The sequence below is a fragment of the Methylocystis rosea genome (assembly GCF_003855495.1).
GTDB lineage: Bacteria > Pseudomonadota > Alphaproteobacteria > Rhizobiales > Beijerinckiaceae > Methylocystis > Methylocystis rosea_A.
Genome location: NZ_CP034086.1, coordinates 1,368,589 through 1,393,388, shown reverse-complemented (window position 1 = coordinate 1,393,388; position 24,800 = coordinate 1,368,589). Strand labels below are relative to the sequence as shown.

23 protein-coding genes are annotated in these 24,800 nt (G+C 64.6%); 10 read left to right on the top strand and 13 right to left on the bottom strand.

Annotated features, from left to right (window positions below; genetic code table 11):
* Positions 1-22: 22 nt before the first annotated feature.
* The 4 genes from EHO51_RS06735 to EHO51_RS06720 are packed head-to-tail and all read right to left on the bottom strand — an operon-like array spanning position 23 to position 6,840.
* Positions 23-2,101, bottom strand: a complete 2,079-nt coding sequence (locus EHO51_RS06735) for a hypothetical protein (RefSeq protein WP_124738255.1) — start codon at positions 2,099-2,101, stop codon at positions 23-25.
* A complete protein-coding gene (locus EHO51_RS06730; RefSeq protein WP_124738254.1) occupies positions 2,098-4,857 on the bottom strand; it encodes a DUF4159 domain-containing protein in 2,760 nt (919 codons plus the stop codon). Before EHO51_RS06730 ends, EHO51_RS06735 begins: the two co-directional genes overlap by 4 nt.
* A complete protein-coding gene (locus EHO51_RS06725) occupies positions 4,857-5,792 on the bottom strand; it encodes a DUF58 domain-containing protein (RefSeq protein WP_124740069.1) in 936 nt (311 codons plus the stop codon). The genes EHO51_RS06730 and EHO51_RS06725 overlap by 1 nt, the downstream gene beginning before the upstream one ends.
* A gap of 43 nt (positions 5,793-5,835) precedes the next feature.
* Positions 5,836-6,840 (bottom strand): AAA family ATPase, encoded by a 1,005-nt coding sequence (locus tag EHO51_RS06720; protein ID WP_124738253.1) that lies wholly within the window; start codon positions 6,838-6,840, stop codon positions 5,836-5,838.
* A gap of 332 nt (positions 6,841-7,172) precedes the next feature.
* On the opposite strand from EHO51_RS06720, the gene EHO51_RS06715 reads away from it, so the two are divergent.
* Positions 7,173-7,430, top strand: a complete 258-nt coding sequence (locus EHO51_RS06715; RefSeq protein WP_124738252.1) for a DUF6111 family protein — start codon at positions 7,173-7,175, stop codon at positions 7,428-7,430.
* Positions 7,427-8,674 (top strand): CCA tRNA nucleotidyltransferase, encoded by a 1,248-nt coding sequence (locus EHO51_RS06710; protein WP_124738251.1) that lies wholly within the window; start codon positions 7,427-7,429, stop codon positions 8,672-8,674. The genes EHO51_RS06715 and EHO51_RS06710 overlap by 4 nt, the downstream gene beginning before the upstream one ends.
* Before the next feature lie 123 nt (positions 8,675-8,797).
* On the opposite strand, the gene EHO51_RS06705 is transcribed toward EHO51_RS06710, so the two are convergent.
* From EHO51_RS06705 to recJ, 5 genes are all read right to left on the bottom strand, one after another.
* Positions 8,798-9,868 carry a DNA polymerase III subunit delta' gene (locus EHO51_RS06705; protein ID WP_124738250.1) on the bottom strand — a complete coding sequence of 357 codons (1,071 nt, stop codon included), beginning with the start codon at positions 9,866-9,868 and terminating at the stop codon, positions 8,798-8,800.
* Positions 9,865-10,539, bottom strand: a complete 675-nt coding sequence (gene tmk, locus EHO51_RS06700) for a dTMP kinase (protein WP_124738249.1) — start codon at positions 10,537-10,539, stop codon at positions 9,865-9,867. The genes EHO51_RS06705 and tmk overlap by 4 nt, the downstream gene beginning before the upstream one ends.
* Complete coding sequence (locus EHO51_RS06695; protein ID WP_124738248.1) at positions 10,536-11,723, bottom strand: D-alanyl-D-alanine carboxypeptidase family protein; 1,188 nt, start codon at positions 11,721-11,723, stop codon at positions 10,536-10,538. Before EHO51_RS06695 ends, tmk begins: the two co-directional genes overlap by 4 nt.
* Positions 11,724-11,809: 86 nt before the next feature.
* Positions 11,810-12,817, bottom strand: coding sequence for a septal ring lytic transglycosylase RlpA family protein (locus EHO51_RS06690; RefSeq protein WP_124738247.1), 1,008 nt, complete (start codon positions 12,815-12,817; stop codon positions 11,810-11,812).
* 277 nt (positions 12,818-13,094) lie between these two features.
* Entirely contained in the window at positions 13,095-14,891 is a 1,797-nt protein-coding gene (gene recJ, locus EHO51_RS06685; RefSeq protein WP_124738246.1) for a single-stranded-DNA-specific exonuclease RecJ, read from the bottom strand.
* A gap of 293 nt (positions 14,892-15,184) precedes the next feature.
* Here recJ and EHO51_RS06680 point away from each other — a divergent pair, with 293 nt between their 5' ends.
* Genes EHO51_RS06680 through EHO51_RS06670 form a run of 3 tightly spaced genes read left to right on the top strand, consistent with a single transcriptional unit; the run spans position 15,185 to position 17,843 of the window.
* On the top strand, positions 15,185-15,613 hold the full coding sequence (locus EHO51_RS06680) for a hypothetical protein (protein WP_124738245.1): 429 nt from the start codon (positions 15,185-15,187) through the stop codon (positions 15,611-15,613).
* Between the two features lie 35 nt (positions 15,614-15,648).
* A complete protein-coding gene (locus tag EHO51_RS06675; RefSeq protein WP_124738244.1) occupies positions 15,649-16,614 on the top strand; it encodes a tyrosinase family protein in 966 nt (321 codons plus the stop codon).
* A gap of 38 nt (positions 16,615-16,652) precedes the next feature.
* Positions 16,653-17,843 (top strand): lipase, encoded by a 1,191-nt coding sequence (locus tag EHO51_RS06670; RefSeq protein ID WP_124738243.1) that lies wholly within the window; start codon positions 16,653-16,655, stop codon positions 17,841-17,843.
* An 18-nt stretch (positions 17,844-17,861) separates the two neighbouring features.
* Here EHO51_RS06670 and EHO51_RS06665 read toward each other — a convergent pair whose 3' ends face one another.
* Positions 17,862-18,548 carry a MarC family protein gene (locus EHO51_RS06665; protein WP_124738242.1) on the bottom strand — a complete coding sequence of 229 codons (687 nt, stop codon included), beginning with the start codon at positions 18,546-18,548 and terminating at the stop codon, positions 17,862-17,864.
* 158 nt (positions 18,549-18,706) lie between these two features.
* On the opposite strand from EHO51_RS06665, the gene EHO51_RS06660 reads away from it, so the two are divergent.
* The gene (locus tag EHO51_RS06660; protein WP_124738241.1) at positions 18,707-19,591 is read left to right on the top strand and encodes an aldose 1-epimerase family protein; all 885 of its coding nucleotides are present in this window, start codon (positions 18,707-18,709) and stop codon (positions 19,589-19,591) included.
* Positions 19,592-19,621: 30 nt separating this feature from the next.
* Complete coding sequence (locus EHO51_RS06655; RefSeq protein ID WP_124738240.1) at positions 19,622-20,653, top strand: cysteine synthase A; 1,032 nt, start codon at positions 19,622-19,624, stop codon at positions 20,651-20,653.
* On the opposite strand, the gene EHO51_RS06650 is transcribed toward EHO51_RS06655, so the two are convergent.
* The gene (locus tag EHO51_RS06650; RefSeq protein ID WP_124738239.1) at positions 20,650-21,222 is read right to left on the bottom strand and encodes a hypothetical protein; all 573 of its coding nucleotides are present in this window, start codon (positions 21,220-21,222) and stop codon (positions 20,650-20,652) included. The genes EHO51_RS06655 and EHO51_RS06650 overlap by 4 nt on opposite strands.
* Before the next feature lie 45 nt (positions 21,223-21,267).
* The gene (gene mobA, locus EHO51_RS06645; RefSeq protein ID WP_124738238.1) at positions 21,268-21,882 is read right to left on the bottom strand and encodes a molybdenum cofactor guanylyltransferase MobA; all 615 of its coding nucleotides are present in this window, start codon (positions 21,880-21,882) and stop codon (positions 21,268-21,270) included.
* 95 nt (positions 21,883-21,977) lie between these two features.
* Here mobA and EHO51_RS06640 point away from each other — a divergent pair, with 95 nt between their 5' ends.
* From EHO51_RS06640 to EHO51_RS06630, 3 genes are all read left to right on the top strand, one after another.
* Positions 21,978-22,376, top strand: a complete 399-nt coding sequence (locus tag EHO51_RS06640) for a thioredoxin family protein (RefSeq protein ID WP_124738237.1) — start codon at positions 21,978-21,980, stop codon at positions 22,374-22,376.
* A gap of 4 nt (positions 22,377-22,380) precedes the next feature.
* Positions 22,381-23,112, top strand: a complete 732-nt coding sequence (locus EHO51_RS06635) for a cytochrome c biogenesis CcdA family protein (protein ID WP_124738236.1) — start codon at positions 22,381-22,383, stop codon at positions 23,110-23,112.
* Positions 23,113-23,381: 269 nt separating this feature from the next.
* On the top strand, positions 23,382-23,657 hold the full coding sequence (locus EHO51_RS06630; protein ID WP_014889772.1) for a DUF1153 domain-containing protein: 276 nt from the start codon (positions 23,382-23,384) through the stop codon (positions 23,655-23,657).
* Positions 23,658-23,711: 54 nt separating this feature from the next.
* Here the strand turns inward: EHO51_RS06630 and EHO51_RS06625 are convergent, their stop codons facing one another.
* The gene (locus EHO51_RS06625) at positions 23,712-24,695 is read right to left on the bottom strand and encodes a lysylphosphatidylglycerol synthase domain-containing protein (protein ID WP_124738235.1); all 984 of its coding nucleotides are present in this window, start codon (positions 24,693-24,695) and stop codon (positions 23,712-23,714) included.
* Positions 24,696-24,800: the final 105 nt, after the last annotated feature.

Sequence of the window (24,800 nt, the reverse complement as noted above, 5' to 3'; positions counted from 1 at the left end):
CCACGGGTGGTGGAGCCCAAATCTACCGCCGCCCCTCCCAGCCCCAGGCCGCGACGACGGCGCCGACCAGCGCCAGCATCGCCCAAAGCCCCAGACCAAGCGGCGCGATTTCGACGCCGACGAGCGTCGAGGCGCCGGTCTGTCTGATCCCGATCCAGTCCGAGCCGCCATAGCGGTTGGCGTCGCGCAATTCGACGACGCGCGGCATGGAGACCGTGTCGGCGCCGCCGTTCGATAAACGCCGCGCCGTGCCGCCGGTCGCTTCCACGAGCGGTTGCAGTTTCTCCGTCGTCGAGGCCACTTCGCGAAACTCGCGCGGATTGGGCGGGCCGACGTTCACAAGCGCGGTGAGGCCTTCGCTCTGGAAGCGCCACAGACCCATTTCCTTGGCGTCGAAACGCGCGCGCCACAGTCCCGGCTCGCCTTGCGCGACGGCGATCTCGTCGCGCGCGCCGGACGGCGCCGTCGCCATCACCGGCGCCGGTCGCTCCTTCATTGTCTGGCGCTCGACGCTGATCTCGCGGCCATGCGCGGAAGCGCGCAGCGCCTCTTCTTCGAGATCCGGCTCCTTCATCAGCCAATGCGCCAGGCGGCGCGTCAGATCGACATGCGGGCCGCCGCCTTCATAGCCGCGCGCCCAGAGCCAAATCTGGTCAGAGAGCAGCAGCGCCACCCTGCCCTTGCCTTCGTGCGAGAGCACCAGCAGCGGCTTGTCGTGCACGCCCGACATGATCGAGTCGCCCTTCACCACATTGGCGTCGACCTGCCTGAACCATTCGCCCCAATTCGGCGGCTCGGATTTGGCGCCGGCGAGGCCGCGCGTCACCGGATGCTTCTCGCCGTCCTTGCTGACGCGGGCGCGAAACGCCTGTTCAATGAGCGCGCCGTCAGGGCGCGCCGGCAGAATGTTTTCGAGCGGCGAGTAATAGAGGCCCCGCAAGGTCGCGTAATCCGGGCCGACAGCCGCGAGAAAGGCGCCGCCATTCTCGACGTAATTGGCGATGTTCTCGAAATAGATCGAGGGCAGCGTCGTTTGGCTCGAATAGCGATCGAAAATGATGAGATCGAATTCGTTGATTTTCTTCCCGAAGAGATCGGCGGTCGGAAAGGCGATCAGCGACAATTCGCTCGCCGGCGTGACGTCGAGCTTCTCCGGCGGCCGCAAAATGGTGAAATGCACCAGTTCGACATTGGCGTCGGCGCGCAAGAGATTGCGCCAGCTCCGCTCGCCCGGATGCGGCTCGCCCGACACAAGCAACACTTTGAGCCGGTCGCGCACGCCTTCGATCGTCAGCACGGCCTTATTGTCGAGCGGCGTCAGCTCGCCGGGCGCTGACGGAATTTCGAGTTCGACGACATTTTGTCCGCCATGTTCGATGCGCACCGGAATGCTGACGATGTCGCCAGGCACGGGGCTGAAGGTCGGCAGTGCTTCGCCGTCGCGGCGCACTGAAATCGGTATGCGGGCGCCGTCGCCGCCAAGATCGACGACGCGGGCGCGGATGATCTGATCCTTGCCGACGATGCCAAAACGCGGCGCCTCGACGAGTTCGATGCGGCGGTCGCGCTCGCCCTTATGCCCCGTCACGAGCGCTTGAACGGGCGCTTTGAAGCCGAGCGCTTCGGCCTTGGCGGGAATATCGTGAACGACGCCGTCGGTCAGAAGAATTGCGCCGCCGACGCGCTCCGACGGAACGTCCTTCAAAACTTCGGCGAGCGCGCCGAAGAGCTTGGTGCCGTCATTGCCGGAAGCGTCGTTCGACACCGTGATCGTGCGCGTCTCGACGTCGCCGAATTTGGCGAGCGCAGAGTCGAGCGCCTTGCGCGCCTCTTCCGTTTGCGCGTTTCTCGCGCCGAAATTCTGGCTGTCGCTCTTGTCGACAACCACCGCGACGACGCTCTTTTGCGGATCGCGTTTTTCGCGCACGAGCGACGGGTCGGCGAGCGCCGCAATCAGCAAGGCGAAAGCAAACGCCCGGAGCGGCGCGCCCCGCTGGCGTTTGGCCGCCATCAGCGCCAGCGCGCCGGCGCCAAGCAGGCCGAGAATGATCAGCGCCGACCAGGGAACGAGCGGCGAAAAGGCGAGCGTGAGGTCGCTCATTGGCCCAGCCTTTCCAGCAAGTCGCGCACATGCACCTGATCCGACTTATAGTTCCCGGTCAGCGTATACATCACCAAATTGATGCCGCCGCGGAGCGCGAATTCGCGCTGGCGCGCGCCGCCCGGCGTCAAGGGAAACAGCGGCTGGCCGCGTTTGTCATGCGCCCAGGCGCTGGCGAGGTCGTTCGAGGTGATGACGATCGCGGAGACGCTGTCCGTCGCGCGCACCGGACGCGCGGCCTGATCTTTCGGCTCCGGCGGCAGCGCCTCGACCCAGGTCTCGCCATTGGCGTAACGGCCGACGAATCCATCAAGCAAATAGAAGGTCTTGGTGATGACGTGATCGCGCGGCGTCACTTCCAAAGGCGGAATGTCCAAGCCTTTCGTCAGGTCGCGCAGCCATTGCGCCTCCGGACTCGGCGCGCCGCCGACACGTTGAGAGAGCGCGTCTCGCGTGTCGAAGATGATTGTGCCGCCCTGCTTCATATAGGCGGTGACTTTCGCCACCGTCTTCGCGGGCGGCTGCGGCGCGCTCGCGACGATCGGCCAGTAGAGCAAGGGATAAAAGGCGAGTTCGTCCTTCGCCGGATCGACGCCCACCGGATCGCCCGGTGCGAAAGAGGTGCGCGCATTCAGCGCCTGGGTGAGCGCCTCGAGGCCCAGCCGCGATATTTCATCAACGCGGGCGTCGCCCGAGATCACATAGGCGAGCCGCGCCGTCAGCGCGGCGTCCTTGTCGCGCTGGGTGGCGGTGGATTTCGGCGCCGTCTCCGCACGTGTTTCATCAATCGTCGCCGCTACGCAGGAGAGCGCCAGAAGCGCCGCGGTAGCGGCGCTCAGCGGCCGCAGCCGCAGCTTTCCGGCAAGCGCCAGAACGATCAGCGCGTCGGCGATGAAGGCGGCGAGAGCGAAGACGAGCAGCGGCCCGCGCAAATCGAGTTGGCCGCCGGCCCGCAACACGTCCGCGCTCAGTCCGGCGCCGGCGAAATCGAAAGCGCTGATCTCGTCAGTCGGGCGCAAGGTCTGCACCGCGACGAAAGCCTCCCCCGAGCCGTATAGCCCAGGCGGATGTTCGGCGCTTGCAGGCCCGTCGAAGCCAGGCGGAATGCTTTGCGCGCTGAGGCCCGGCGCGCCGAGCGCGCCAAATCCATCGAGTAGGCGCATCGGCGCGAAAGCCGCCGGATCGGCGCCAGATCGTTCGCTGCTCGCAGGCGTCGACTCTCCAGCCATGGCGCTGATCCGTTTCAGCATCTCAACGAAAAGTCCCGAGATTGGCAGATTCGACCAATTGGCGTCGGCGTTGACGTGAAACAGCACGATCAGCCCCTTCCCGCGTCGTTCCGCGGTCACGAGCGGCGTGCCGTCGGACAGGCGGGCCCAGGTCTTGTCGGCAAGTCCCGGATCGGGCTCGGCGAGCACCTGCCGCTGCACCGTGACGTCCTTCGAAGCCGGCAAGCCGAAGAAGGGGCTGGTGGCGTCAAACTCGGCGAGCGCTTTTGGCTCCTCCCAGGACATGGCCCCGCCGAGCACGCGGCCGTTCCGGCGCAGGCGCACGGGCAGCAGACCATCCTCGGCGTTGGCGAGACGCGGCCCGGCGAAACGAATGAGCGTCCCGCCTTCTTCAACGAAGCGCGACACCGCGTCGAATGTCTCGCCGGGCGCGAGCCCGACATCTGCGAGCCCCATGATATTGGGCTGTTCGGCGAGCAACGCCTGCACCGGATCCACGACGCCGGGACGCGCCGTGCGGATTTGGGCGAAGGGCGCAAGCGCTTTTTCCAGGTAGTAGAGCGGCGAGAGCAGCGGCTGCGCCTCATCGGCCGCGCCGCCTCCGATCAGCGCCACGCGCTTCACTTTCGAGCGCGCGTCAAGAAGCGCGACGGCGCCGGCGGAGTTTTCTCCTTCGATGCGCAGATGACTCACCTCGTTGCGAAGTTCGACCGGCAGTTCGATTTTCCCTCGAACGCGCCGCGCGCCGCCAAAATCCACTTCGGCTCGGCCGACCGTTCGACCTTTCGCGTCAAGCGCGTCGACGACCGCCGACGCGTCGTCGCCGATGCGCAGCACATCGACGCTCAGCGTGGCCGCATCATTTGTCGGCGCGGCGAGCGCGCGCGGCGCATGGTCTTCGACGTAAATCTCGACGGCGCTCGCGCCCGACTCTTTCAGCGCGCGCACGAAGCCTGCGGCGTCGCCCTGCGCGACGCCGTCGCTGATCCATACGATGCGCGCCTTACGGCCGTGGGCGAAGGCCGTGACCTGTTCGCCGATCGCCTTGCGGTCCGGCAGAAATGGCTTGGGCCGCGCCGAGCGCAATTTTTCCATCGCGCGCGGCCCGTCGCCTGGAACCGGCGCCGCGGATTCTGACGCAAGCGCGACCGCGACCGGTCCGCCGGCGCGCGCGACCGACTCGATGATCGACGCCGCCCCCGCAAGGCGTCGCTCCCATGTCGGCGCCGCCGTCCAGCCGTCGTCGAGGATGACAAGCGTCGGCGCGGTGGACGCGACGACGCCGCTCGGCGCCCAGACCGGTCCCGCCATCGCGAAAATCAACGCGGCGGCGAGCGCTAGCCGCAGCGCCATCAGCCACCAAGGGGTTTTTGCCGGCGTCTCTTCGTCGGGCTTGAGTTCGCGCAGAATTTTCGTCGGCGGAAAGACGATCTCGCGCGGACGCGGCGGCGTGACCCGCAACAGCCAATAGATCATCGGCAGGCTGATGAGACCAAACAGCGCGAGCGGCGCGGTGAAGGAAAACATCAGCGCCGCTCCTCGAAGCTGACTCCATCCGCTCCGAGCAATCCCATAGCGAGCGCCAGCGCCGCTTCGGAGGCTGGCCTGTCGGTGCGATGCTGCAGGAAGATGAAGCCGACGCGTTGCGCCGCGCGGCGCACGGCGTCGCGATGCGCCTCGAAGCGGCGCGCATAGGCCGCGCGCAAGCTGCGCGCGTCGCCTGCGTAGAAGGCCGGGCCGCCGTCGGTGTCTAGAAAAGTGGTTTCGCCGGAGAACGGCAAGGTTTCTTCGCTGGGATCGGTCACCATCAGCACCGCGCCGGAGGCGCCGGCGTCGGCGAAGCGCCGCAGGCGCGCGGCCAGCGCATCCGGATCGATGAGGAAGTCTGAGATCAGAATGACGCGGGCGCGGGGGCGGAGCGGCGCCTGCGGCGGAAGCTCGTCGCGCGCCGCCTCCGTTGCGTTGTCAGCCAGAGCGCGCGCCAGCCGGTCGATCACGTCGCGCGCCGAGATCGGCGCGGTCAGGCCCAGCGCCGCCGCCCGCTCGCCGCCGCGAACGAGCACGTCGGCGAGCGCCAGCCCCAGGGTCACGCCGCGGGACAGCTTGTCGTCGGAAGCGAGAGACGAGCCGAAGGCCATGGAGGGAGAACAATCCATCCAGAGGAAATAGTCGTGCGCGGCCTCCCATTCACGCTCGCGCACATAGAGCTGATCGCCGCGCGCCGAGCGGCGCCAGTCGATGCGATGCGCCGATTCGCCCGATGCAAATGGCCGGTATTGCCAAAACGTCTCGCCGACGCCCGCGCGCTTGCGGCCATGAACGCCATAGGCGAGGCTCGCCGCGATCTCATGCGCCCGCGCCACCAGCCTCGGCATCCGGCTCGCGAGATCGGCCGCCGTAGCGCCATCTGCGGGCTTGCGCTGTGCAGGATCGTAGGCGCGCGTGGCGACGTCAGCAAACATCGTCATCTTTCTCCGTCAGAGGAAAGAGCCGAGCGACGGCTCGTCACCCGATCCGCGCCACGAGCGTCTGAACCACGTCGGAAACGGTCATCTCGCGGCGCGCGGCGAAATTGAGCGCCATGCGGTGGCGCAACACCGGCGCGGCGAGTTTCGCGACGTCGTCGATCGAGGGCGCAAGCCGGCCGGTGACGAGCGCCCGGGCGCGCGTCGCCAACATCAGCGCCTGCGCGGCGCGCGGTCCCGGACCCCAGGCGACATGCGGCGCGATTTCCGCGTCGCCCTCGTCTGGACGGGCTGAACGAACGAGATCGAGAATCGCGTCGACGACCTTTTCGCCGATCGGAAGCCGGCGCACGAGCCGCTGGGTCGCCATCAGCTCTTCGGCGTCGAGCGCCTGGCTCGCCTCGGCCATCGTCTCGCCAGTGGTTTCCAGCAGGACCCGCCGCTCGCTGGCGCGGTCGGGATAATGCACGTCGATCTGCATCAGAAAACGGTCGAGCTGCGCCTCGGGCAGCGGATAGGTGCCCTCCTGCTCCAGGGGATTTTGCGTCGCGAGGACATGGAAGGGCCGCGGCAGGTCGTGGCGCTTTCCGGCGACGCTGACATGGTGCTCCTGCATCGCCTGCAGCAGCGCCGACTGCGTGCGCGGCGAGGCGCGATTGATCTCGTCGGCCATCAGCAGCTGGGTGAAGACCGGCCCCCGGATGAAGCGAAACGAACGCGAGCGGTCAGCCCCCTCTTCAAGCACCTCAGAGCCGAGAATATCGGCGGGCAGAAGGTCCGGCGTAAACTGCACGCGCTGCTCGGCCAGGCCGAGCACGCGGCCTAGCGTCTCAACAAGCTTGGTCTTGGCGAGGCCAGGCACGCCGACGAGGAGCCCATGGCCGCCCGCGAGGATCGTCACCAGCGCCTGTTCCACGACCTCGTCCTGGCCGAAAATGACGGCGCCGATCGCGGCGCGGGCGCGACCGATATGGTCGAGGGCCCGTTCGGCGGATTGAACGACGGCTGTTTCGAGCGAGGTTGTCCTGGTGTCGAATGAAGTCATTTCAGCGTGCTCAGGCAGCCTGTCTATGAAGAGGATCGGGCGCATCGTAGCGGCGCTGCCGTGTTTCGCCGCACGCGATTCAAAGCCCCCGCGCCATTCGGCTCCGCATATAAAGCGAAGCGGCGGGGATTAGGGCCAAGCGCAATCTTCGTCTCTCCGCCGCTGCAATTCAAGCGCAACCGGCGCGTTAAAGAGGCATTTTACCGCCAAAACCGTAATTTGGACGTGACAGTTTGTTCATGCATGCCGCATTAAACGCCCTCGACGGACGCCATGTATATTCATCGGAGTATATTCGTCGGACATCCTCATCACGAAAGGCGTTTCCGCCCATGTGGCGCGCAATCGTTGAAACCGCCCTGCTCTTCCTGACGCCCTTCGTGGCCTATGCGCTTTTCCATTCGTTGCAGCTTCGCTGGCCTTTCGTGCGCGAGCTCTGGCATGGCAGGGTCGTATCGCTGCTGACGATCGCGGGCCTCCTCATCGCCATCATCGGAGTCGTGACGCTCGGCTTCAGCCGGCTTAACCAGGGCGCTTATGTGCCGGCCCACATGGAGAACGGAAAATTGCAGCCGGGCCGCTTCCAATGAACGCGGCGCAGAGACTGCTTGACGATCCCCGGCTGGCGACGCTGTTTGCGGCGCTCTCGAAGACGGGCGCAGAAACGCGCGTGGTCGGCGGCGCCGTGCGCGACGCTCTGCTCGGTCTGCCGCCTCACGAGATCGACCTCGCGACGACGGCGCTGCCCGACGCCGTCCTTGCGGCCGCGCGCGACGCCGGACTGAAAGGCGTGCCGACCGGCATCGAACATGGCACGGTGACCATCGTCGTCGCGGGAACGCCGTTTGAAGTCACGACGCTGCGTGAGGACGTCGAGACCGACGGCCGCTTCGCCAAGGTGCGCTTTGGCGGCGACTTCGAGCAGGACGCGAAGCGGCGCGACTTCACTATCAACGCGCTGTCGCTCTCTTTCGATGGCGAGATTCACGATTATACGGACGCCCTCGCGGACATCGAGGCGCGGCGCATCCGCTTCATCGGCGACGCGGCGACGCGGATTCGCGAGGACTATCTGCGGATCCTGCGCTTCTTTCGTTTCAACGCCTCTCATGGCGAAGGGCCCTTCGATCGCGAGGGCCTGCATGAGTCGATCGTCGCGCGGGAGAATCTCTCGCGCCTGTCGCGCGAGCGCATCCGCGCCGAACTGATGAAGCTGCTGCTCGCGCGCCGAGCGCCGGACGTGCTGCGCGCCATGTCGCACGCCGGCGTTATCGAAGTCATTCTCGGCATCGGCTATCCCTCTCGGCTGCAGCGCCTCGCCGCACGCGAAGCGGCTTTGGGCAAATCGGCGGACGCGGTGCTGCGGCTTGCGGCCTTTTCGGTGCTGACCGCCGAAGACGCCGAGCGGCTGCGCGAGCGGCTGCGGCTCTCCAACGACGAATTCGCGCGGCTTGCGGCGGCGGCGCGAACGCTCGCGCCCTTGCATGGACGCGACGCGCCGCCGCCAGCGTCGCATCTGCGCGAGATGCTGTTCCTGTGCGGCGCGCGCGCGGCGGCCGATGCGCTGGCGCTGGCGCATGCGGAAAGCGCCGCGGCGGCGGACGATCCGGATTGGCGGGAGGCGGCGCGCTATCTCGAGGAAACGCCGACGCCCGCCTTCCCCATCAAGGGCGCAGATCTCATCGCGCGCGGCGTCGCGCCGGGCAAGCAATTGGGCGACGCGCTTAGAACGCTGCAAGCTGAATGGATACGCGCCGGCTTCCCGCGCGACCCCGCAGTCGTTCTGCAGCTTCTTGAAAACGCGATGGCGAACAGCGGCCGGGAGGCGCGCTAGCGCCCGCCACGAGAGCGCGCTGCGAAAAAGGTGGGAACCGGTTTTTCGCCTAGAGCGCGCTCTAAACTCTGGGAATCGATCAGGTTGTCTGCATTTGGGCGATTCCACCAAATGCAGCGTCATCTAGCCGGCTTCGGCTTTCGCGAGCCGATCGAAGATCCCCAGCACCAGCGCGCGCTTGTCGAAATTGAACACCTCGGTTTCCCTGGCGGCGTCGCGAATGGCGTCCCAGGCGCTCGCGTAGCGGGCAAGTCTCGAAGGGGCGGCGCCGATCTGCGCGAGCGCGCGGACGCGCGAGTCGAGATGGCGCTGCGTCGCGCGCATGAAGGTCTCATAGGCCGCTTCGTTTTCGCGGCCGGTGAGCTTGTCGGCCAGCATATGCGCGCCGAGCCAATCGACCTGCGGCAACCTGTCGAAAAGCCGGCGCACGGCGGCGTCGAAGGCGACGCCGTCATCGTCCAGCAGCCGCAGCGCCTCGCGCACGGAGCCCTCGGCGCGCGCCGCGGCGACGAGCAGGTCCGATTCAGGCGCCTGCGACCAGGGGGACCCAAGATTTTTCACGGCGGCGATCGTGTCTTCCGGCGACAATGCGCCGAGCATCAGTCTGCGACAGCGCGAACGGATCGTCGGCAGCATGCGGCCCGGCTGATGCGCGACGAGCAGAAACAGCGAGCGTTGCGGGGGCTCCTCAATGAGCTTTAAAAGCGCGTTGGCGCTGGCGCGATTGAGATCGTCGGCGCAGTCGACGATGGCGATCCGCCAGCCGCCGGTCCCCGACCCCTGATGGAAGGCCTGAATAACCTTCCGCACGTCCTCGATGCGGATTTCGGTGAAGTGCTTTTTGGTCTTGTCGTTCCAGGCGCGGCGCAGCAGAAAAATATCGGCGAGCGCCATTGAGGCGATCCGACGCGCCGCCGGATGGTCCGCGGGCACCGCAAGGCTCTCCGCGGACTGGACCGCCGCTGCGGCGGGTTCGGGATGCGCCAGGAGAAACCGCGCCAGGCGCCAGGCGAGCGTCGCCTTGCCGACGCCTTCCGGCCCGCCGATGATCCACGCCTGCGCCATCTTGTTGCGGCGGTAGGCGTCGAGAAATTCATGCTCCGCCTCGGCATGACCGAAAAGCCCCAGGGTCTCCCGCGGATGCGGGGCGTCGTCGTAGCGATCGCTTTCCGGGTTCCCCTCTTCGCGGCTCATTGCGCGGCTTGTGCGGCGTGCGCCAGGAAGCGGTCGTGAACGAGCCGCTGCACCGCGCGCGCGACGTCGTCGATGGACATGCCGGCGTCAATCACGCAGCAGCGTTCCGGCGCGCTCTCGGCGATGTCGAGGAAGGCCTGCCGCAGCTCCTCGTGAAAGGATGGCGCTTCGCGCTCGAAACGATCGACCACTTCGCCCTTCCGCCGCGACGCCGCCCGCGTGAGGCCTTCTTGCGCCGGCAGGTCGAGCATGATCGTCAGATCCGGCCGCGTTTCGCCGACCGCCGCTGCTTCGAGCAGCGCCAGAGTCTTGGCGTCGACCCCGCCCCGCGCGCCCTGATAGGCGCGGGTCGAATCGGCGAAGCGGTCGCACAGCACCCATGCGCCGCGCTTCAGGGCCGGCGCGATCAAGGTTTCGACATGATCGGCGCGCGCCGCAGAAAACAGCGCCGCCTCGGCGAGCGGACCAAGCGGCGCGGCGCGTCCCGAGAGCAGGAAAGCGCGCAGCTTCTCGGCCTTTGGCGTGCCGCCGGGCTCGCGCGTCGTCACCACCTCGAAACCGCAATCGCGCAAATGTTCGGCGAGCCTTGCAAGCTGCGTCGACTTGCCGACGCCCTCGCCGCCTTCGAAGGTGATGAAGCGGCCTTTTTCGGGCGTCGCCTGGAAGGTCATTTCTTGCCGGAGAGTTTCTGGTGAATGGCCGCGGCGGCGGATTCGTAAATAGCGTCGAAGGCGCGCCGCGGCAGCGATCCCTGCTCGACCGATTCCACAGTCTGCAACGGCTGTTCGAGCACGACGGAATTTCCGCGTTTCACTTCGAGGCGTCCAACCGTTGCGCCCGCCTCGACCGGCGCCAGCACAGGGCCTTCGTAAACGATCTTGCCCATCAGCCTCTCGTTCGCGCCGCGTGGCAGAAGCACCTTGATGTCCTCTTTCGCCGTCAGCTCGACGGACCCCTTCGTGCCGCCATAGACCTGCGCGGGCCCGATGGGTTCGCCGGCCTTGAAAAGCTCCTTCTCTTCGAAGTTGCGGAATCCCCATTGCAGCAATTTGCGCGCTTCTTCAGCCCGTTCCTTCGCGCTCTTCGCGCCGTAAACGGCGACGATCAGGCGTCGGCCGTCCTGCGTGGCGGAGCCCACCAAGCCGTAGCCGCTGTCCTTATCGATATTGCCGGTCTTCAACCCGTCAGCGCCGATGCTCATCGTCAACAAAGGATTGCGGTTCTGTTGGCGAATCTTATTCCAAGTATATTCTTTCTCGCCAAAATAGCGGTAATATTCGGGGTAGGTCTTGATCATGTGCGCCGCGAGCTTCGCCATTTCGCGCGCCGTCACCTTTTGGTCAGGCCCGTCCATGCCCCAGGGATTGCCGAAGCGCGATTTGACAAGGCCAAGCTCGGCGGCGCGCTTGTTCATCCGCGTCACGAAGGATTCTTCGGCCCCTGCGAGGCCTTCGGCGAGCGTAATCGCCGCGTCGTTGCCGGACTGGATCACCAAGCCCCGGATGAGATCCTCGACCCGCACTCGGCTGTTGAGCGCGAGGAACATCGCAGAGCCGCCAGCCGGCGCCCCGCCGGTGCGCCAGGCGTGCTCGGAAACCGTGAATTCATCGTCGAGCTTCAGTTTTCCTTCCGCCAAAGCCTGAAAGATCAGCTCCGCCGTCAGAATTTTGACGGTCGATGCGGGCTTGGCGTAGTCGTCGGCGCCTTTCTCGAACAGAACGGTGTTCGTGCCAGCGTCGATCAGGATGGCGTGCGGGACGCTCGTTTGAAAATTCTGGGCGCGCGACGGCGCTGCCCCAAGCGCCCCCAATGCGAAAAGCGTCAGAATAAGGTGAAGCCCGGGAAATTTCGGCAAGACGCGCTCCCGATTTACGCCGCAGCGCGGCAAGCCGGGAGAAGATGGCGCGCGACGCCGAAAATTGCAATCGCGGCGTGGGCCGCTCAGTTCGTTCGAACCGAGGAGTTCAGCGCCTGTCGGACGGCGTTGTGAGCGGAAGCTTGACGCGGGCCGCCGAGATGCGCGGGCCGCACTGGCGGCAGCGGCGCCACGACTTTCTTGGCCTTCTGGGTCGAAGCGACGGGTTCTACGTCGATGCTGGCTTGCTCTCGCGAGGGAGGCATGGGCGCGTCGCTCTCCTGCCTGACATAGGCCCGCATCTGGTCATCTGACGCCTGCCCATTCTCATAGGCGACGCGCGCCGCGAGTTCGGCGACTTCCGCCCTTTCATCATAGCGCGCCGCGCGCGCCGGGTCCTCATTCGCCGCCGTCATCACCGGGGCGTCGATCTGCGCGGGCTGGCCATCGTCGCGCAGGGTCGCAAGCAATTTTTCGTCGTCGTCGCCGGCAAGATCGGCTCGGCCGATCCATTCGACCTTGACGCGCGCGGTGCCGACGCCATGAAAATCAAGCGCATGCGCCACGCGCTGCGAAACGTCCATGACGCGTCCGCCATGATAGGGGCCACGGTCATTGACGCGCACGACCATGGAACGGTCATTGCGCAAATTAGTGACGCGCGCATAGCTGGGAAGCGGCATTGTCGGGTGGGCGGCGGAAATCGACGCCCTGTCGAATATTTCGCCGTTGGCGGTGCGACGTCCGTGGAAATCCGAACCATACCAGGAAGCGGTTCCGACCGAGGAATAGGGCCTCTCGCTCGGGTAATAGGTTCGGCCGGCGATCTTATAGGGCTTGCCGACCATATAGGCGCCGCCGCCCTTCGGCACTTCTTCGCCCTCGGCGATCACCCGCGGGCTGGGACGCACCCCGTAACGCGGGTCGATCTGCCCGAATCCGCCGAGGCCGGCGCTTCTATGCGATCCCGTGGTCGAAGAGCATCCGGCGAGCGCGCCGAGACAGACGAGAGGCAGCAGTTTGGAAAGGAGGATTGAGGAGCGAACGAGCGGACGCGGCGCATGAGCAGCGTTTTTAAAGACGACAAATCGCATCCAGACGGTCCTTGCCACCAACTTCGATCCGCCGCCGACTGCACTGAAGCCCGCCCCACAAGCGGCGGCGCTTCCTTCATTTTCGACGCGACCTAGAGCCGCCGCGCGGTACAACCTGCGGAGTGTCTCGTTGATGTGTGAAGTTGTCGTTAAACGCAGTTACGCTGGCGTCAGCAGGCGTCCCGAATGAGACCAAAATGCGACACACGCTCTCTAAAAGCGTGTGCTCATCGAGATTGAAAACAGATGTGGCCTTGGCGCCACAGTCTGTTCGGCTTCATTGAACGCGCGCGAGGTCGACGATTCGCGTCTCGACGCGCTCGATGCCGCGAAAGACATTGCGTGACAGTTTCGCCGCGACGTGAAGCTGCGCCCCGTCACCCCTCAACAGCGCCTCGCCCAGCGGCGACTGCACGGCGCGAAAGGCGATGGCGTCGACCGTAGCGCCGTCGCGCGAACGCAAGCGGGCGCGCACATGATCGGCCCCAACCGTCTGGGCGAATGTGACCTGCTGCTCGGGGAGAGCAAACAAGGGCTCGGGGTTGCCCTGCCCGAATGGACCGGCTCGCTCGACCCGTCGCAGCAGTTCAAGACAGACTCCTCGTCCGGCGACTGCCGCGTCGACAACCAGCGCATCGTCGAGATGCGCGGCTTCGACGGACGCCGCCAGCGCCTCATCGAGAAAGGCGCGAAACTCGTCGATCTTGCCCCGGGCCAAAGTCACGCCGGCGGCCATCGCATGCCCGCCCCCCTTGACCGCCAGGCCCATTTCGACCGCGCGCCGCACGCCGGCTCCAAGGTCGACGCCACTTAAACTCCTACCTGAACCTGTTCCATATTCTCCATTGAAAGCAATAACAAATGCTGGAGTGTTGAAGCGTTCCTTTAAGCGTGATGCGATTAGTCCGACAACGCCGGGATGCCAATCCTGTCCATGCACGACGAGACACGACAGTCGATTGGACCCTGCCAACTGCGCTTCCGCCTCGGCGACCGCCTGCTCCAAAATCATCCTTTCGACGACCTGTCGTTCGCCATTCAGCCGGTCCAGCTCGAGAGCGATGCGACGCGCTTCCATGCCGTCAGCGAGTGTGAGAAGCCTTGCGCCGAGGCCGGCGTCGCCGATCCGACCGCCGGCGTTAATCCGCGGCCCGAGCGCGAAACCAAGATGATAGGCGCGCGGTGGCCCATCTAAACGGGCGGCGTCCATCAGCGCGGCGAGCCCCGGACGCGATCGCGCCCCCATCACCATCAGACCCTTGGCTACGAGCGCCCTGTTGAGCCGCGCCAGCGGCGAGACGTCGGCGACCGTCGCCAGCGCGACGAGATCGAGCGCGGCGAGAAGATCCGGCTCTGGTCGATCGTCGCTCCACCAGCCGCGCGCACGCAGCGTCCTCGACAATCCGATGAGGACAAGAAAAACCACCCCCGCGGCGCAGAGCGCTCCCTGCCCCGATAGATCATCGAGCCTGTTGGGATTGACGACGAGCGCATCCGGCAGGATTTCCGGCGCCTGATGATGGTCGAGGACGATCACATCGAGGCCAAGCGCCCGCGCGACGGCGAACGCGTCGTGACTTGAAGTCCCGCAGTCGACGGTCGCCAGCAGAGTTGCGCCTCGCGCCGCGAGATCGCGGATCGCCTCGACATTCGGCCCATAGCCCTCGATGATCCGGTCGGGAATATGGAGCAAGGGCTCCGGCGCGCCGGACGCGCGCCAAAAGTCGATAAGCAGCGCCGAGGAACAGGCGCCGTCGACGTCATAGTCGCCAAAAACGGCGATCTGCTCGGACTTTTCAATCGCGTCCGCAAGCCGGGTGGTCGCCGCGTCCATGTCGCGCAGCGACGAGGGGTCCGGCAGGAGGTCGCGCAGCTTGGGATCGAGATAGCCAGCGGCGTCGGCGACCGTGACGCCGCGCCCGGCGATCACCCGCGCAAGAAAATCGTCGATGCCATGCGCCTGGGTCAGCGCAAGCGCCTGCGCCTCGCCTCTGGCGTCCAGACGCCCGCGCCAACGTCGACCGAGCACGGAGCGCTCGACCCCCAGAAAGGCGGGAACCATCGAATCGGACATTGATGCCTCGATCGAGTCGCTAAGCCTCGCCGACAAGCCACGCAAGTTCTTCCGATCGCGATGAGGGCCGGAGCGTCCGAGTGGCGCAAATAATTTCGCAATTCTAACGCCTTGGGATTCACTTGACATCACTGTCCATTGGCCGCGTCATAATGCTAGAGGAAAATTTTCGATCCCATCCGTTTTGATGAGGCGAACGTTCGGCTGAAGTCTTTAGATTTTTCGAGCACTTAGCGAGCGCCTTCGCGCCACGGCTGCAGCAGATTGCATAAAAGGAATTGTGCGGAGCGCTTATGGAGACCAAGAAGCTCGCGCAGGGGGCCGCCCCTCGCAAACTTAGCGACTATCTCACGCGCGCGCGTGACAAAGCGCCAGCGCACGCCGGTCATGGCGCGGGCGGCGCGCAGTCCGTCCGCAATGACCACTATCGCGGCCACGAGATCGAAATCGTCACGACGTACAAGATCTTGGTGGATGGAAAGAAGGTTCGCGCGCCGCTCGGCGTCGACGCCTCCGGCCAGGTTCATTGTCATTCATTGCCGAACTACCAGACCGCGTCGGCGGTCGACATGGTGCGGGCGCTGATCGACGGCTTTCCCGAGGAGTTCGAGCGAAAGCCGGCCCCGAGCAAGAGCCGCCCCCCAGCAAGCCACAAGCGCCGGCCCGCTCCTGCTCGCAAAAGCAAGCCCGCAGCGAAGAAAGGTTCAAAACACGAGCATTGATTTTCAGGCGAACATTGATTTTCAGGAGAGAGACGATGGCCGTCGTCCGAAGCAATATCTCAACGAATGCAGGGGTTCGCGATCAATATATTGAGGGCGTCAAACTATTGAAAAAAGAGGCGTCCGGCCGAACGACCGATGAATTCGGCATTCCCGGCGCGGCGCGCTCAGTGAGCACCTACGATCTTTTCGTCATCTGGCACGTCACCGCCATGATGATCGAGACGCCGCCGGGAAATCCCGCGCAGCGGAACGCGGCGCACCGCGGGCCAATTTTCGCGCCATGGCATCGTGTGATGCTGATGGTCTTCGAGCAAAACCTCCAGCGGGTTTTGAACGACGCGAATTTTGGTCTGCCCTACTGGGATTGGGCCGAAGACGGCGACCTGCCGCCGCAGGAGCAGAGTTCGGCCGCCATCTGGGGGGCGAACTGCATGGGCGGCGAGGGAAATCCGGTCGCTAGCGGCCCTTTTGCGTTTCACGCAAACGATCCATCCGCGTTCAGAGTGCGCATCTCCACGAATATTTCCGGAGAGTTGCGTTCCGTGAACCGCGGCCTCCGACGCGCCTTCGGCGTCAGCACGGATGCGCTGCCGAGAACGGCGCATGTGACGAATGCGCTGGCGCTGTCGCCCTATGATTCGCCCGACTGGGACGCCGACGCGAACACCTTCCGTAATCGCATCGAAGGGTGGATGAACGACGACGGCGTTTCCGCGACCTCCATGCACAATCTCGTCCACGTCTGGATTGGCGGAGAGATGTTGCTTGGCTCCTCGCCCAATGATCCGGTTTTCTTTCTCAATCATTGCAACATTGATCGCCTCTGGGAGAGTTGGATGTCCCGAAATGGGCGCGTCTACGTTCCCGACATGACGGCTGGCGCGGACCTCAAAGGTCATCGCATAGACGATCCGATCGGCTCGCCGCTCGGCCGCAGTGCGACGCCGCGGGAGACGCTCGACGTGAGCGCGATCTACGAATACGACGCGCTCATTTGAGCGCCGAACACTGATTTCTATCGAATTTCGGACCAGCGATGGCGCTTAAATCCACTCATATTATTTTCGTGCATGATTTCTTCGGCTGGGGTCCTCAGGAATTCGGACTTCCCTATTGGGGCGATGCGCTCGATCAGATCGGCGAACCTTTCGCGGTCCATGAAGCGAAGGTGGGACCAGTCAGCTCGTTCCACGACCGCGCCTGCGAGCTTTTCGCGCAAATCGGCGGCGGAAGGGTCGATTACGGCGCGCAGCACAGCAGCGAGGCGCGCCACGCCCGCTATTCGCGGGAATATACAGAGCCTTTTGCGCCCGAATGGTCGGCGGAAAACCCAGTGATCCTTATCGGCCATGGCGCAGGCGCCCAGACCGCCATGCAGTTGCAGGCGTTGCTCGCCAGCGATTTCTGGGGGCAAGGGACAAACGCTGGCTGGGTCGAAGGTGTGGTCAGCGTCGCCGGCGCCATCAACGGCTCATTGCTGCCCTACGGCTTCGGCTGCGATCGTGAAGACGGACGGCTCAAGCGCAGGCCGAGCCGGTTCATTGCGGAGTCATTCAATTTTCTCGGAATGGCCGCCGGCGTGCCGAGCGCCATGCGCAAGCCCTTCGATCTCCATCTTGACCAATGGACCAACGGCGAAGCCGATGCGAAAGCGGCGATGGCGCGTCTGGACGCCGGCGCCTTCGTCGCGGGCGAGGACAATCTCGCCTTCGACATGACGCTGCAGGGCTGCCGCAACGCCAACGCGCGGTTCAGATCCCATCCGGGGACCTATTATCTGTCGCTCGTAACCAACGCCACGCATGTTCGGGCTTCCGGCTTTTTTAGCAAAACCTGGCGGCCCGACCCGACGATCCATCCTATTCTCTGGCAGCCGGCGCTCTACCAGGCGCGCGAGGCCAACTTCGCCAAGGCGCCGATCGTCGGTTGGGGCGGCGGCGACCTTTCGCTGCCGCAGTGGCGGCCCAATGATGGCGCGGTGAGCGTCATCTCGCAAAGATATCCCTTTACGGCGCGGGAAGAGCCGGTGGGAGGCGAAGGCGTCTTTAAACGCCAAAGACTTAAGCCGGGGCGCTGGTATTACGAATATCTCGACAAGGCTATCGGCCAGCGGTTCGACCATTTCGACGCGGTCGTCGGCGCGCAGCTCAAACCATGGGTGCCCGGACTGCGCGACGCGCATCGGGAGATCTATCTGAGGCTCGGCGAAACCTTGCGCAGCCTTTAGCCTTGTCTCCCAGAGCGGCTAATGCAAGCCGCCAAAGCCTGCCGACCGAAGCGCGTCCATGACGCCGTTGAAGATCAACGATACGCCCATCGCCGAGACGAAGAAGCCGACGATCCTGGTCGCGGCGTCAATCCCCAGCGGCCCCAGCGTTGTGGTCAACCGCGTCGCGAAGGCGAGGCAGGCGTAGGTGACGCCCACGGCGAGAAAGATTGCGCCGAGGATGACGCCGAACGCCAGCGCCTCGTGGGACGAGTGCTCAACGGTGGCCATCATCCCGAGCACGGTGGCGATCGGGCCCGGGCCGATCATGAGCGGCATCGCAAGCGGCATGAAGGCGATATTGCCCGTCGATCGGGCGAACGCCGGCGTTCCGTCGCCGTCCGACGAGGGTAAAAAAAGCTCAAAGCCGATCTTCATCAGCACGATCCCGCCGGCGATGCGCACCATGCTGAGCGAGACGCCGAAGATTTTTAAGATCACCGCGCCAAAGAACAGGAAGAAGAGGATCAGCAGCAGCGCATAGAGACAGGCCATGAACGCCACGCGACCGCGCTCCTGGTTGCTTTTCTCGCGCAGGAGCAGAAGGAAGACCGGGAGCACCTCAAAAGGATTGATGACCGCCAGCAGCGTCGTGAACGTCGAGAAAAAGAGCGTCAGCTCGGTTCTGAAAACTCCGGCGCCGATGTCCGAGACGAGACTATTCATAAGGCCTTCTCATTGGCGTTGCGCGGCGCCAACATGCGTGGCGGGCGTGGCGGCGCGACCTTATTGCGGCGGGCGCCGCCGCTCAAGCGGCGCACTGGAGGATCGCGTTGATTTTCGAAGCATTCGCCTGGACTTGTGTCCGACGATGGAATTGACCCATGACCGACGCGATTCAGCTCACTCATTCCTCCGGCGACGGCGCGGAGATCCTGGCTTTCGGCGCTGAGCTTTCTTCCTGGCGCGCGCGGGGGGTCGACATGATCTGGGCGAAGGATCCTAAGGTCTGGGACCAGACCGCGCCCGTGCTGTTTCCCGTTGTCGGCTGGACGCGCGACGGCCGCGTGCGCGTCGACGGCGAGACCTATCCGCTTGCGCTCCATGGCTTCGCCTGGAAAAAGCGCTTCGACGTCGCCGAGCGGCGCAACGACTATTTGCGCCTCGCGCTCGTCGACGACGCCGAGACCCGCGCGCTCTACCCCTTCGCCTTCCGGTTCGAAGTGGAGTTCCAGCTTCGCGCCGGCGCGCTCGAAAACAATCTGATTGTCACGAATGCCGACTCCCGGCCCCTGCCCTACGCTTGCGGCTTGCATCCCGCCTTTCGCTGGCCGCTCGCCGGCTCTTCCTCGTCGCATGCGATCATATTCGAGAGGGCTGAGCGCGCCGAAGTTCCCATCATTGGACCGGGCGGGCTTTTCTCGAAACCCATCCGCAAGACGCCGCTTGTCGGCCGGCGAATGCCGCTCGAATCAGAAATGTTCACGCGCGACGCGTTGTGCTTTCTCGATCTTGCGAGCCACAGCCTCGTTTTCGACAATGGCGAAGGCGCGCGTCTTTCGGTCACGCTCGACGATTTCCCGCATGTCGGATTTTGGACGCTGCCGCCCGCCCCTTATCTGTGCGTAGAGCCATGGACAGGCCACGGCGATCCGGACGACTTTTACGGCGATCTCTATGAAAAGCCCTCGATTCGAATTCTGGCCCCGGGCGCACAGGCGCGGCATGGCGCGATTTTCGCCTTTGAGCGGGAGCCGCCGGTCGGCTAGGAACGATCCGCCACTCGCCAGGAATCATCAATGACCGTCGCCTCCAGCGTCATCGAAGCCATCGGGCGCACGCCGCTCATTGAATTGCACGGCGCCTCGAAGGCGACCGGCTGCCGCATTCTCGGCAAGGCCGAATTCATGAACCCGGGCGGTTCCGTGAAGGACCGCGCGGCGCTGTCCATCGTCGAAGACGCCCGCGCGAAAGGATTGCTGAAGCCGGGCGGGGTCATCGTCGAAGGCACTGCCGGCAACACCGGCATCGGGCTCGCGCTCGTCGCGAACGCGCTCGGCTTTCGCACGGTGATCGTGATTCCCGAGACTCAGAGCCAGGAAAAGAAGGACATGCTGCGCCTGCAAGGCGCGCAGCTCGTGGAAGTGCCGGCGGTTCCCTACGCCAATCCCAATAATTATGTGAAGCTTTCCGGACGGCTCGCCGAGCGCCTCGCCAGGGAAGAGCCGAACGGCGCCGTCTGGGCCAACCAGTTCGACAATGTCGCCAACCGCGTCGCGCATCTCACCACCACCGGGCCCGAGATCTACGAAGCGCTGGAGGGCGCTGTGGACGCCTTCATTTGCGCCTGCGGCACCGGCGGCACGCTCGCAGGCGTCGGCATGGCGCTCAAGGAGAGAAATCCGGACGTGAAGATCGGGCTGGCCGATCCGTACGGGGCGGCGCTCTATTCCTATTACACGACCGGCGAGTTGAAGGGTGAAGGCTCATCCATCACGGAAGGGATTGGCCAAGGTCGGATCACCGCCAATCTCGAGGGGGCGCCGGTCGACGTCGCCTACCGCATCCCCGATGACGAGGCGCTGCGCATCGTTTTCGATCTCGCCGAGCAGGAGGGCCTGTTGCTGGGCGGCTCTTCCGGAATCAACATCGCCGGCGCCATCAGGCTAGCGCGCGATCTGGGCCCCGGGAATACGATCGTGACCGTGCTGTGCGACGGCGGCGCAAGATACGCTTCGAAGCTCTTCAACGCCGACTTCCTGCGCAGCCAAAACCTGCCGACGCCGCCCTGGCTCGAAGGCGCCGTCGCGATGGATCCGGGCTTCGTTTAGCTCTCAAGGGGTTCCGCGGGCGCGGGCGACGCCGCGGGCTCGGCTTCGCGCTGCGGAACGAAATTCTCGCGACGCACGAAGAGCACCTTTCGTAGCTCCGCCTCCCCGATCAGCTTGGCGAATTCGCGGAAGCCAAAGAACGGGATCAGCGCGGCGAAGGTGACCAGTCCGACCGACAGTAGCGTGCGCAGATTGTGGAGGTCCACGGGATCATGGTCGGCATGGGCCGGCCAAAAATGCTCCAGCAGCGCCTGTTCGATGACGTCCATGCCGATGAGCAGCAGACCGAACAGCAGCGACTTGGCCAGGATCGGCACGATCAGCGGCCTTTTGTCGAAGACGCGCCAGATGCCAAACTTGTTGGCGACGAACAGCACCTTTGCGAACGCAAGCGCCTTGGCGGCGGCGAAGCCCTGATGCTGCACGATATGCGCCTGCGACAGCACAACCGATTTGTGCACGCCGAGCACGGCGAGCAGGAACCACACGTAGAGGAACACCGGGTAAAAGGCCTTGGCTTCCTCCTTCACCTTGCTCGTCAATCCCTCTTTTTTTGTCTGCTCGCTCATGTCCTGTCCTGCGCCGGTCTCTTCAGCCTTGGCTGCGCGTCGATTTTAGCTGCGCGACTCTTCCTTGGCTATCGCCTCGGCGCGCGCCAGATCCTCCGGTCGGTTGACGTTGAAGAAAGGGTCGTAGGGCTCGATCGGCCAATCGACGATCGTATTCGCATAACGCCCGATGAAGGCCGACACTTTGCGCTCGTCTTCCTCAACGAGCGCGCGCCGCAAATCCTCGCGCAGCGCGACCGGCCACAGCGCCACGGCGTGATGGGTTCGCCCATTCGACGCGGCGACGGCGATCGTCGCGCCTGCACTGGCCCGAGCGGCTTGAAGTCGCGAGCGGAGATCGGCGGGCAGGAACGGGGTGTCGCCCGGCGCGCTCAGCACATGCGCCGCGCCTTTCGCGGCGCCAAAGTCCATGCCGGCGAGGATGCCGGCGAGCGGCCCCGCGAAACCTTCAACGCTGTCGCAGATGACGGGCAGTCCGAAAGCGGAAAAGCGTACAGGGTCGCCGTTGGCGTTGATCGCGAGAAGGCCGCACTGCGGCTTCAGGCGGTCGATCACATGCTGAAGAATCGGCCGGCCGGCGATCTCGACGAGCGGCTTGTCGCCCCCGCCCATGCGCCGCGCCAACCCGCCGGCGAGGATGACGCCGATGCAGTCGTTCATGCGCTGTCCGGTTTGGTTTCAAAGAGGGGCGCCATTATGTTCGTTCATAACCCTGAGCGCCGCTCGCGCAAGGGGCAGCCTTTCGAGGGAAGCACATGATTTCGCGCCGCCGACTCGCCGTTTTCGCCTTTCTTTTCGCTTCCGCGATCTTTTCTTCGGCCGCGCCCGCCGGCGCCGCAGAGCAGAGTTTTACGCCGCAGGCCTTCGCCGCCGCACAGACCGCCGGCAAGTCGATCATCGTGCATGTTTACGCGCCGTGGTGTCCGACCTGCCGCGCGCAGGAGCCGGCGATGCAGCGCGTCGAAGCCGATCCGAAATATGCCGACGTCGCCATGTTCCGCGTCGATTTCGACAGCCAGAAGAGCGCTCTCCGCACGCTGAAGGCCAACCGGCAAAGCACGATCATCGTCTTCAAAGGCGATAAGGAAGTCGGGCGCTCCGTCGGGGTGACCGATCCGGGCGAAATTTCAGCGCTTCTCTCGAAGGCTCTGTAAATCGATGGACGCGAGCGCGCTTGGCGCCTTCGGCGTCGCCCTTGTCGCCGGCCTGCTCTCGATTTTGTCGCCCTGCGTCCTCCCGCTTTTACCTTTGGTGCTCGGCGCCGCGGCGGCGGAGCATCGCTACGCGCCGGCGCTTCTGGCGCTGGGCGTCGCCCTATCCTTCGTCGCGATCGGCCTTTTCATGGCGACGATCGGCTTCGCCGTCGGCCTCGATGGAGATTCGCTGCGGCTCATCGCGGCGGCTTTGCTGATCGCACTGGGCGTGATCCTGCTTGCGCCTGAGCTGCAGGCGCGCGTCGCCGCCGCCGGCGGGCCGATCAGCGACAGGTTGAGCGCGGCCTTTGGCGACGCGGCTCGCGGCGGAATGTTCGGTCAGTTTGGCGTCGGCTTACTGCTTGGCGCCGTCTGGAGCCCTTGTGTGGGTCCGACGCTCGGCGCCGCATCGGTGCTCGCGGCACGCGGCGAAGACCTGAGCGCCGTCGCGGCGACGATGGCCGCGTTCGGTCTCGGCGCGGCCGCGCCGCTGATGTTGCTTGGAGCCCTCTCGCGGCAGGCGATGGCGCGTTGGCGCGACCGGCTGCTGACCGTTGGAAAACAGGCGAAGCAAGCGCTCGGCGCGTCGCTCGTCCTGATTGGCGTGTTGATCGTGTCAGGCTATGACAAGACGTTGGAGACGGCGCTTGTCACGGCTTCGCCAGAATGGTTGACGCAGTTAACGACGCGTTTTTAGCGCTTCGACAAATCAATACGGTCGATGCTCGAGACGCTAACCTTGCCGAGCAGGCGTAAGACGCTCGATGCAAGCAAATCCAGGCAAAAGCGTAAGCGGCTCTGGTATTGGCGGGCGAGCGGGCGGCGCGCCAAGTCTCCGAACGCCGCATATTCCTAAAATTTAGTTTATTTTCCATTGCTTATAGAGGCTATCCGTTTAGGCAATTCTTAAAGCGGCGCCTTTATAAAGACGCTACAACGTGGCTGTTTGAGTAGCGAGTGAGTGAGATGACCGAGACGCACCGTCCCCGTGTCAAATATGTCATCGGTCCCGATGGCAGTCCGCTGACCATTGCGGATTTACCTCCCGCTTCGACCAAACGCTGGGTGATACGGCGTAAGGCGGAAGTGGTGGCGGCGGTGCGCGGCGGCCTGCTCTCGCTCGACGAAGCCTGCAGTCGCTACACGCTGACGGTGGACGAATTCCTGAGCTGGCAGATGTCGATTGACCAGCACGGCCTCGCCGGACTACGGACCACGCGCCTTCAGCAATATCGCATGTGAACGCGGCGACAGACGCCGAGACGTTCGAAACGCCGGTCCGCGATGGCCGGCGTTTTATTTTTGGGGCTGTTCCTCTATCCGGCGCCAGCGCTCGACGAGTTTCTTGCGTTCAAAAAGCGCGACGACGACGAGCGCGATCAGCAGCGGGACGATGAGGTAGAAGAGGCGCCAGACGAGCAGCGCAGCCAAGACCTTCAGCCGCGGCACATCCGGCATGACATTGATGAACAGCAGCTCGAAGACGCCGAGTCCGCCCGGCGCATGGGACACCAAAGCCGCCGAAAAGGACAAGAGAAACGCGCCGAGCACGACGAGAAAGCCAGGATTGCCCTGCTCCGGCAGCGCGAAATAGATGATGCCGGCGGCGCCAATGAGCTCCAAGGGAGCCGCGAAGAGCTGGCGCAGCATGATGCCGGGGCGCGGATAGAGAATCTCGAACCGCCCGAACAGCCGGATCGCGCGAAAATGCATGAGCGATCCGAGAATGTAGATAACGACGAAGGCCAGGCACGACAGACCGACGACGAGCGCTGTGTTCGGGTTTGTAATGATGTCCGGTAGGAAGCCCGACAGTCTTTGCATGATCGCGGGGTCATAGGTCAGCAAAAGGCCAGCGAGCAGCACATTGCCGAAGCCGAAGGTGTAGGAGCACAACACCACCAGCGTGGCGACCTGCGTCGCCGTCAGTCCCTTGGTGGAATAGGCGCGATAGCGCACCATTGCGCCCGAGAAAACGCTTGCGCCGATGTTGTGAGACAAGGCGTAGGTCGTAAACGAACAAACCGAGATAAACAGCCAATTGATGTGTTTGACGCCCAGGTGCAGGAGCGCGATGCGATCGTACCAGGCGAGCGCCGCATAGGCGACAAGCGTCGACAGGCCAGCGAACAGATAGCGGCTCGTCGGAATGGCCTGGAGATTGGCCCAAACCTCGGCGCCGACCGATTCTCCCTTGAATTCGTGATAGAGAAGGAAAAAAGAGGCGACGACCGCGACAAGGCCGACGAACGGCCAAAAATATTCCAGTAGTTTTCTCATGCGGCCCGTCGCGTTAGATTTCACCGTGGATCATCAAACCGGCCGCAGCTGGCCGCACTCTCCCTCGCATGGAGGACCCGGCGCCCGCAAGCCCGGCTCCATGAC

Bases quoted from the DNA above. Each gene is read 5' to 3' on its own strand.
- EHO51_RS06710 (WP_124738251.1), top strand. From the start codon at position 7,427: ATGAACGCGGCGCAGAGACTGCTTGACGATCCCCGGCTGGCGACGCTG.
- EHO51_RS06630 (WP_014889772.1), top strand. From the start codon at position 23,382: ATGACCGAGACGCACCGTCCCCGTGTCAAATATGTCATCGGTCCCGAT.
- EHO51_RS06680 (WP_124738245.1), top strand. From the start codon at position 15,185: ATGGAGACCAAGAAGCTCGCGCAGGGGGCCGCCCCTCGCAAACTTAGC.
- mobA (WP_124738238.1), bottom strand. From the start codon at position 21,882: ATGAACGACTGCATCGGCGTCATCCTCGCCGGCGGGTTGGCGCGGCGC.
- EHO51_RS06665 (WP_124738242.1), bottom strand. From the start codon at position 18,548: ATGAATAGTCTCGTCTCGGACATCGGCGCCGGAGTTTTCAGAACCGAG.
- EHO51_RS06715 (WP_124738252.1), top strand. From the start codon at position 7,173: ATGTGGCGCGCAATCGTTGAAACCGCCCTGCTCTTCCTGACGCCCTTC.
- EHO51_RS06735 (WP_124738255.1), bottom strand. From the start codon at position 2,101: ATGAGCGACCTCACGCTCGCCTTTTCGCCGCTCGTTCCCTGGTCGGCG.
- EHO51_RS06660 (WP_124738241.1), top strand. From the start codon at position 18,707: ATGACCGACGCGATTCAGCTCACTCATTCCTCCGGCGACGGCGCGGAG.
- EHO51_RS06650 (WP_124738239.1), bottom strand. From the start codon at position 21,222: ATGAGCGAGCAGACAAAAAAAGAGGGATTGACGAGCAAGGTGAAGGAG.
- EHO51_RS06655 (WP_124738240.1), top strand. From the start codon at position 19,622: ATGACCGTCGCCTCCAGCGTCATCGAAGCCATCGGGCGCACGCCGCTC.
- EHO51_RS06675 (WP_124738244.1), top strand. From the start codon at position 15,649: ATGGCCGTCGTCCGAAGCAATATCTCAACGAATGCAGGGGTTCGCGAT.
- EHO51_RS06720 (WP_124738253.1), bottom strand. From the start codon at position 6,840: ATGACTTCATTCGACACCAGGACAACCTCGCTCGAAACAGCCGTCGTT.
- EHO51_RS06635 (WP_124738236.1), top strand. From the start codon at position 22,381: ATGGACGCGAGCGCGCTTGGCGCCTTCGGCGTCGCCCTTGTCGCCGGC.
- EHO51_RS06625 (WP_124738235.1), bottom strand. From the start codon at position 24,695: ATGAGAAAACTACTGGAATATTTTTGGCCGTTCGTCGGCCTTGTCGCG.
- tmk (WP_124738249.1), bottom strand. From the start codon at position 10,539: ATGACCTTCCAGGCGACGCCCGAAAAAGGCCGCTTCATCACCTTCGAA.
- EHO51_RS06690 (WP_124738247.1), bottom strand. From the start codon at position 12,817: ATGCGATTTGTCGTCTTTAAAAACGCTGCTCATGCGCCGCGTCCGCTC.
- EHO51_RS06730 (WP_124738254.1), bottom strand. From the start codon at position 4,857: ATGTTTTCCTTCACCGCGCCGCTCGCGCTGTTTGGTCTCATCAGCCTG.
- EHO51_RS06705 (WP_124738250.1), bottom strand. From the start codon at position 9,868: ATGAGCCGCGAAGAGGGGAACCCGGAAAGCGATCGCTACGACGACGCC.
- recJ (WP_124738246.1), bottom strand. From the start codon at position 14,891: ATGTCCGATTCGATGGTTCCCGCCTTTCTGGGGGTCGAGCGCTCCGTG.
- EHO51_RS06640 (WP_124738237.1), top strand. From the start codon at position 21,978: ATGATTTCGCGCCGCCGACTCGCCGTTTTCGCCTTTCTTTTCGCTTCC.
- EHO51_RS06670 (WP_124738243.1), top strand. From the start codon at position 16,653: ATGGCGCTTAAATCCACTCATATTATTTTCGTGCATGATTTCTTCGGC.
- EHO51_RS06725 (WP_124740069.1), bottom strand. From the start codon at position 5,792: ATGTTTGCTGACGTCGCCACGCGCGCCTACGATCCTGCACAGCGCAAG.